At 37.9% G+C, this 6941-nt stretch carries 4 protein-coding genes; 3 read left to right on the top strand and 1 reads right to left on the bottom strand.

Going from position 1 to position 6941, the window contains the following annotated elements:
- Positions 1 to 2 precede the first annotated feature (2 nt).
- The gene (pepT, locus tag ACOVQ4_RS01060) at positions 3 to 1250 is read right to left on the bottom strand and encodes a peptidase T (protein WP_421818822.1); all 1248 of its coding nucleotides are present in this window, start codon (positions 1248 to 1250) and stop codon (positions 3 to 5) included.
- A 372-nt stretch (positions 1251 to 1622) separates the two neighbouring features.
- Between pepT and ACOVQ4_RS01055 the strand changes: the two genes are divergently transcribed.
- The 3 genes from ACOVQ4_RS01055 to ACOVQ4_RS01045 all read left to right on the top strand — a co-directional run bounded on the left by ACOVQ4_RS01055 (position 1623) and on the right by ACOVQ4_RS01045 (position 6743).
- Positions 1623 to 2894 (top strand): citrate synthase, encoded by a 1272-nt coding sequence (locus ACOVQ4_RS01055; RefSeq protein WP_421818821.1) that lies wholly within the window; start codon positions 1623 to 1625, stop codon positions 2892 to 2894.
- 575 nt (positions 2895 to 3469) lie between these two features.
- On the top strand, positions 3470 to 4453 hold the full coding sequence (locus ACOVQ4_RS01050; protein ID WP_421818820.1) for a septal ring lytic transglycosylase RlpA family protein: 984 nt from the start codon (positions 3470 to 3472) through the stop codon (positions 4451 to 4453).
- A gap of 142 nt (positions 4454 to 4595) precedes the next feature.
- The gene (locus ACOVQ4_RS01045; RefSeq protein ID WP_421818819.1) at positions 4596 to 6743 is read left to right on the top strand and encodes a prolyl oligopeptidase family serine peptidase; all 2148 of its coding nucleotides are present in this window, start codon (positions 4596 to 4598) and stop codon (positions 6741 to 6743) included.
- Positions 6744 to 6941: the final 198 nt, after the last annotated feature.

The raw sequence follows: 6941 nt of genomic DNA, 5'->3' as shown, positions 1-6941 counted from the left end.
ATCTATGCCTTTTCCTCCCAAATACAACATAAATTCACAATCGTTTCGACAGCCTTTTCCATATCTTGCACCGACACCCATTCGTGCTTCCCATGAAAAGCATGTTCGCCTGCAAAGATATTTGGGCAAGGCAAGCCCATAAATGAAAGTCGAGAACCATCTGTACCACCACGGATACTCATTTGCTTGGCAGGAATACCTGCACGCTCGATAGCTTCTAGCGCATAAGCCGTTACATGGGGATATTGATCAAGAATTTCTTTCATGTTGCGATATTGCTCATGTACTTCAAAAATCGCTTTCGAATTAGGATAGTTTTCCAATACATCCTCCATGATGTTTTTCAAGAAAGCTTCGTGTTCATGAAGTTTTTCCTCTGTAAAATCACGAATGATAAAACTAACCGAAGCCTCTTCAACGGCACCAGAAATACCCACGGGATGAATAAAACCTTCTTTTCCTTCGGTAGTCTCTGGCGAGAGGGTTTCTTTGGGTAAGTTTGCCACAATTTCTGCGGCAATTTTCAATGCACTTTCCATTTTACCTTTGGCAAAACCGGGGTGTTGACTCACCCCTGTAATTTTAATTACCACACCATCAGCCGAAAATGTTTCATCTTCCAACGAACCTAATGTTTCGCCATCGATGGTATATCCAAAATCAGCACCTAATTTTTTGAGGTCTACTTTGGCAGTTCCACGTCCGATTTCTTCATCAGGAGTAAACAATATTCTAATTTTACCATGCTTGATTTCTGGGTGGGTCATGAGGTAATAGGCGGCATCCATTATTTCGGCAACACCAGCTTTGTTGTCGGCACCCAATAAAGTTTTGCCACTTGCGGTAATGATATCGTTACCCATTTGGGAAGATAAATCAGGGTGTTCGGCACAACGAATTACCTGAAAATGGTCATCTGGCAAAACCAAATCCTGTCCTTGATAGTTATAATGAATAATAGGTTTTACGTCCTTTCCTGAGCAATCTGGGGAAGTGTCCACGTGTGAACAAAAGCATATTACAGGCACCGACTTATCGGAAGTAGCTGGTATTGTGGCATATACATAGCCAAACTCATCCAATTCGGCGTCGTTGATTCCCATTGCATGAAGTTCTTGAACCAACACACGACTTAAATCTTTTTGTTTTTCGGTGGAAGGCTGAGTGGCTGAATCTGGGTCTGATTGAGTATCAATTTGAACGTATCGTAAAAATCGCTCGGTTGCGGTATTTTTATATAATTTAAGCATAATTTTGAGTAATGAGTATGGTATTTTGAACAAAAACTATAATAAAACTAATTAAAACGATCTAATAAATTTCTAATATATCTATTGTATCAGAGTGATTTATTTAATTATTTAAAGAAAATTTATGGTTAAAATTATTTATTAAACAAGTTTCAACAAAGGTAATGAAGGTTTCAAATTTCGTGATTATCTTGCAGGAACATTCTTGCGGGAAATATTATGAACAGCCATAGAATTGTACAATTTCTATATGTATCTAAATTTACCAAAGAATCCAATGAGGAATGCCTTCCAAAAGGCAATTTTCATTAAATTCGCTTCGTCAAAATAAAAACAAAATTTCAAAAGGTTAAGCCAAATAATATATAGGTTATGTCAGATTTTGCAGAACTATCATTAGGTGACAAACGCATTCAGTTGCCTGTTATTACTGGAACTGAAGATGAAAAAGCAATTGATATTGCCAAGCTCCGTGATGAGACAGGTTATATTACAATTGACTCGGGTTACAAAAACACAGGTGCTACGAAAAGTGCGATTACATTCCTCGATGGTGAGTTAGGAATTCTCCGTTATAGAGGTTATTCTATCGAAGAATTAGCTGAAAAAGCTTCATTCTTAGAAGTAGCTTACTTGTTGATTTACGGTGAGTTGCCTACTGCAGAACAATACGCAGCATTCGAAAACCAAATCAAAATGCATACTATCGTAAATGAGGATATGCGTAAGATTTTTGAAGGCTTCCCTGTAAATGCGCACCCAATGGGCGTGTTGTCGGCGCTTGTTTGCGCAATGTCGGCCTTCTACACAGGTGATAAAGCTGGTTCTGACGAACTCAATATCATTCGTTTGTTAGCCAAAATGCCTTCGATGGCAACTTGGTCATACAAAAAATCTCAAGGTCATCCTGTAAACTACCCAAAAAATTCTTTGGACTATTGTTCAAACTTCTTGCAAATGATGTTTGCATTACCAGTTGAAGATTATAAAGTAAATCCAGTAGTTTCAGCAGCTTTGAATAAATTATTGATTCTTCATGCAGACCACGAACAAAACTGTTCTACCTCAACAGTTCGTTTGGTTGGTTCTTCACATGCAAGCTTATATGCATCTATTTCGGCTGGTATCAACGCGCTTTCTGGCCCATTACATGGTGGTGCAAACCAAGAAGTAATCGAAATGTTAGAGGCAATTAAAGCGGATGGTGGTGATACTGCAAAGTATATTGCAATGGCAAAAGACAAAAACTCTGGCTTCCGCCTAATGGGCTTCGGACACCGTGTTTATAAAAACTTTGACCCTCGCGCAAGAATCATCAAAAAGGCAGCAGACGACGTATTAGCCGCTTTAGGAATCAATGACCCAGTGTTGAAAATTGCTTCTGAATTAGAGGCTGCAGCATTGAGTGACGAATACTTTGTGGCTCGTAAGTTATATCCAAACGTTGACTTCTACTCTGGTATCATCTACCGTGCATTAGGTATTCCTACCAATATGTTTACGGTGATGTTTGCGATTGGCCGTCTGCCAGGATGGATTGCTCAATGGAAAGAAATGAAAACTAACAAGGAACCTATTGGTCGCCCTCGTCAGGTATATGTTGGTGCTACTCCACGCGAATATGTACCAATGGAGCAAAGATAATTTCTTACCAAACTATTTAACGTGTAGAGATTCCTCGCAATAGGAGTCTCTTTTTTTTTGCTTTAAACCTCACAAAATCATGCTTCAAAATGGGCAAAATACAATTCATTGTGCTTACAACAGGCATTTGACTTTATGTAATAAGCAAGCACAAAACGCGTCTTTCTAGCAAATTAAAAAGCACATTTTTGCTTGATGCCTACTAAAGTGCAATAAGTCATTTTTCACTTTTCCAAGAAAGCAACTATACGTTATTTTTTAGTAAAAACGCCTCTCATATTTCTACAACAAATGATATAAACTTTGAAAAGCCTGCCAACAAAAATTTGCTTTTTGCGTTATTTCTCGAAAGTATCTTCTGAAATAAAAAAAAATACAAAAGCTAATTTTTTGATAGTCAGATATATATTTTTTTTCATTAACTTTGCAAGATGTTCTCCAGACATAGAGCATACTATTCATGTACAGATTTCCTACCCAAAGTGGTACTTCATTTATCTTTGGTTTAAGAGTTTTTGGTCATCAAAAAACCAATTTCCAACCTCTTTTACCAAATAAATTTAAACCCTAATTCTATGAGGATTATCAAGCATATAGTACTTTTTTGTGTTTTCTTCTGGCAACAGTTTTTAACAAAAGCACAAGTTGGCGAAAAATATTATGGGCGAGCGTCCTATTATGCCGACAAATTCCATGGACGAATGACATCCAGTGGAGAGTACTACAGCCGAGACGAATACACTTGCGCCCATCGCAGTCTTCCATTTAACACTATTCTTGAAGTAACTAATACAAGCAACAACAAAAAGGTGATTGTAAAAGTAAACGATCGCGGTCCTTTTGCCTACAGTCGTGTATTAGACCTTTCTTTTGTAGCTGCCAAAGAGCTTGAACTTTTGGCCAACGGTGAAGCCGAAATCCAAATGAAAATTCTTTCTATGGATAACCCAGCTTATATTTTGCCAAGTTTTGAACCTGGCGAAAAGGGTGAATTTAACAAAGAATTCAGGCAACATTTACCTATCAAGTTTGAAATGAAAGATGGGAGAATGGTCCTAGATACCGCTTATAAAGCCCCAGTGAGTACTGTTGCAGCCCCAAATGTTATCGCAAGCAATCAGTCGGCCAATGCTGCTCACAAATACATTAGAGTTGTCAAGGATATCAATGGTAATTACAAACTTGATTCTTCTGGCACTGCCGAAACGGCTCTTATTACTCCTCCCAAACAGCAACCTTTAGAGGTGAGTACAGCTGTTGTCAACGCCTCATCCAATTCCACCAACACTTCTGGTCATGACTATCTGAATGTATATACCGACGAAGAAGGTCGTATTCGTGTCAGAAATAGCAAAAATGAATCGATTGGGAAAGTGAGTGCCAATACAAAAGAATTGACAAAAGTAGATGCTACAGCTCAAGTTATCTCAACACAAAACAAACCTATCGAAAAATCGAAAGAAGTATCAAAAGATAATTCAACTCCACACTCTTATTTACAAGTAATTAAAGACGCTGACGGTCGAATCAGAGTAGAAACTAAAAACTCCAACAACTAAGATTGGTTGTTGAGGGTTAAATATATGCATTCGAGCGATAAAAAAGCTAGTTTCTTCCACGAGACTAGCTTTTTTATTAGATTTGTTTTGAAGCTTGCCTTCCGAATACTCCTTAACATTTTACTAATCTTACTTCATTAACATGATCAAACGTTTATCCATTATCCTGCTAGTGGTATCCAATAGCTTATTTGCTCAAAATGGCAAAGACAAAGTTTTGGTTACTGATATGAACAAAATCAAAACCGTTGGTTCTGTCAATTTATCTCCAGATGGCAAAAGAGTTCTCTATTCAATTCGAACTAACGAACCTAGTGAAGAAAATAAGCTCGAGTTTGAGTATCGCTCACATATTTGGGTATCAGATTTTCAAACAAATAAACAGCTTACGCGTGGTTTAGAAAGTGTAGGTAGTGCCGCTTGGTCACCCGATGGAAAGCAGATTGCCTTTGCTCGTGGCGTGAAAGGTAAATCTCAAATCTTCATTATGCCACTAGATGGTGGCGAGGCGTTTCAATTGACCGACCTCAAACAAGGCGCCTCTAATCCATCATGGTCACCAGATGGAACTAAAATTCTTTTCTCAGTAGGTACAACGGTCAACGAAATGTTGAAAGACACCTTACTGAATCCTTCAAAAGCATTACCTTCTTGGTCATTTGAAAAAGCTGGTTTTAAGGATAATACCTTTCTTAAACCTGACAAAAAAGTAAAACCAAATCCAGATGGTTCATTAGCAGAAATTAGAGCTTATTTAGACAAAGATGTTGAAGATAAAAAAGCTAAAGTCTTTAGCCGTTTGAATTTCCAAGGAGAAGCTAACACTGATCCCGAAATACGTTTTAATCTTCTATTTGTCATAGAAGTAAAGGAAGGAGCCAAAGCCAAACAACTTACGCATGGCTTTTGGTCATATAATGGTGCAACGTGGTCGGCTGATGGTAAAAAAATCTTTGCCTCATGTGGTAGAGATACAACTTTGCACCCAGATAGAGAGCAAAATTCAGCTATTGTAAGTATGAATGCCGATGGTAGTGATTTAAAATATATCATATCAAAAAAAGGAGTAAGTTATTCCAATCCTACCCCATCGCCAGACGGAAAATTGATTGCCTTTACTCAATCGGAAGTAAGTTGGTTAGGCTTCAATCAGCTACTAATTGCCAATGCAGATGGAAGTAATATTACGCCTATCGTGTTTGATAGAGCGTCTGGAAATTTAGAATGGACTGATGACTCAAAAGCTTTGTACCTAACAGCTCCTTCAAATGGAGGAACACCCATTTATAAATTAGATATTCTTACTAAAAAAGTAGAAAAGCTTACTGACTTTAATTCGGGTATTACAGCCTTCGATATTGCCAAAGATAAAATTGCTTTTGCTAAAACTGAAGTTAAAAATCCTTCAGAACTATACATCTCTGATTTGTTAGTGAAAGCTCCGGTTAAGCTCACTTCATTAAATGACGAATGGCTTAAGTCAAAAGCGATTAGTTTTCCAGAAAAGCGGACTTACAAAAATTCAAAAGGCCTAATCGTGGAATATTGGATTATGAAGCCTGCCAATATGGAAAGTGGCAAAAAATATCCTCTCCTACTCAATATGCACGGAGGACCAACCGCCATGTGGGGGCCAGGCGAGAGCTCAATGTGGCATGAATTTCAATATTTTTGCTCACAAGGTTATGGTGTTGTGTACGCTAACCCAAGAGGGTCAGGTGGATATGGTAAAGATTTCCAATTTGCCAATTATCAAGATTGGGGAAAAGGCCCCGCTGAAGATGTTTTGGCTGCTGCATCTGATGCAGCTAAAGAAGCATGGGTTGATACTTCCAAACAAGTATTGACAGGTGGTTCTTATGCAGGTTACCTTACGGCATGGATTGTTGGACATGACCATCGTTTTAAAGCAGCTTTTGCGCAACGTGGCGTATATGACCTCACAACTTTTATGGGCGAAGGTAATGCTTGGAGGCTGGTACCTAACTATTTTGGTGGGTATCCTTGGGAAGAGAATATCAAACCCATTTTAGAGAGAGAGTCACCATACACCTACGTTGATAAAATCAAAACGCCATTATTGATAAAGCACGGTGAAAATGACTTGAGAACAGGGGTAATTCAAAGTGAAATGATGTACAAATCCATGAAAATCATGGGTAAAGAGGTAGAATATGTAAGGATGCCAGGTGGTACCCATGAGTTATCAAGAAGTGGCAATATTCGACAGCGCATCGACCGTATGTTGCGCATATATGAGTTTTTTGAGAGATATGTTGAAAAAAAATAATAGTAATATGTTTTAAAATGGTAGAAGCCAGCTTGATATCCTCAGGCTGGCTTTTATTTTAATCTACTTTTGTAAAAGACACCAAGATTTATTCTTTTTACAAGAAACTATAAATCAAACATTTATACCAGATAAGCCTAAACCATAAAAATTTTCTAACTTTGTATTTTAGCACTACTCCTTTACCATCATGAAAGC

The sequence above is a fragment of the Flectobacillus sp. genome (genome assembly GCF_049240685.1).
Taxonomy (GTDB): Bacteria; Bacteroidota; Bacteroidia; order Cytophagales; family Spirosomataceae; genus Flectobacillus.
This window is presented reverse-complemented; position numbering and strand designations above follow the sequence as displayed.

Excerpts from the sequence above, each read along its gene's own strand:
- pepT (WP_421818822.1), bottom strand. The coding sequence starts at position 1,250 with ATGCTTAAATTATATAAAAATACCGCAACCGAGCGATTTTTACGATAC.
- ACOVQ4_RS01045 (WP_421818819.1), top strand. The coding sequence starts at position 4,596 with ATGATCAAACGTTTATCCATTATCCTGCTAGTGGTATCCAATAGCTTA.
- ACOVQ4_RS01055 (WP_421818821.1), top strand. The coding sequence starts at position 1,623 with ATGTCAGATTTTGCAGAACTATCATTAGGTGACAAACGCATTCAGTTG.
- ACOVQ4_RS01050 (WP_421818820.1), top strand. The coding sequence starts at position 3,470 with ATGAGGATTATCAAGCATATAGTACTTTTTTGTGTTTTCTTCTGGCAA.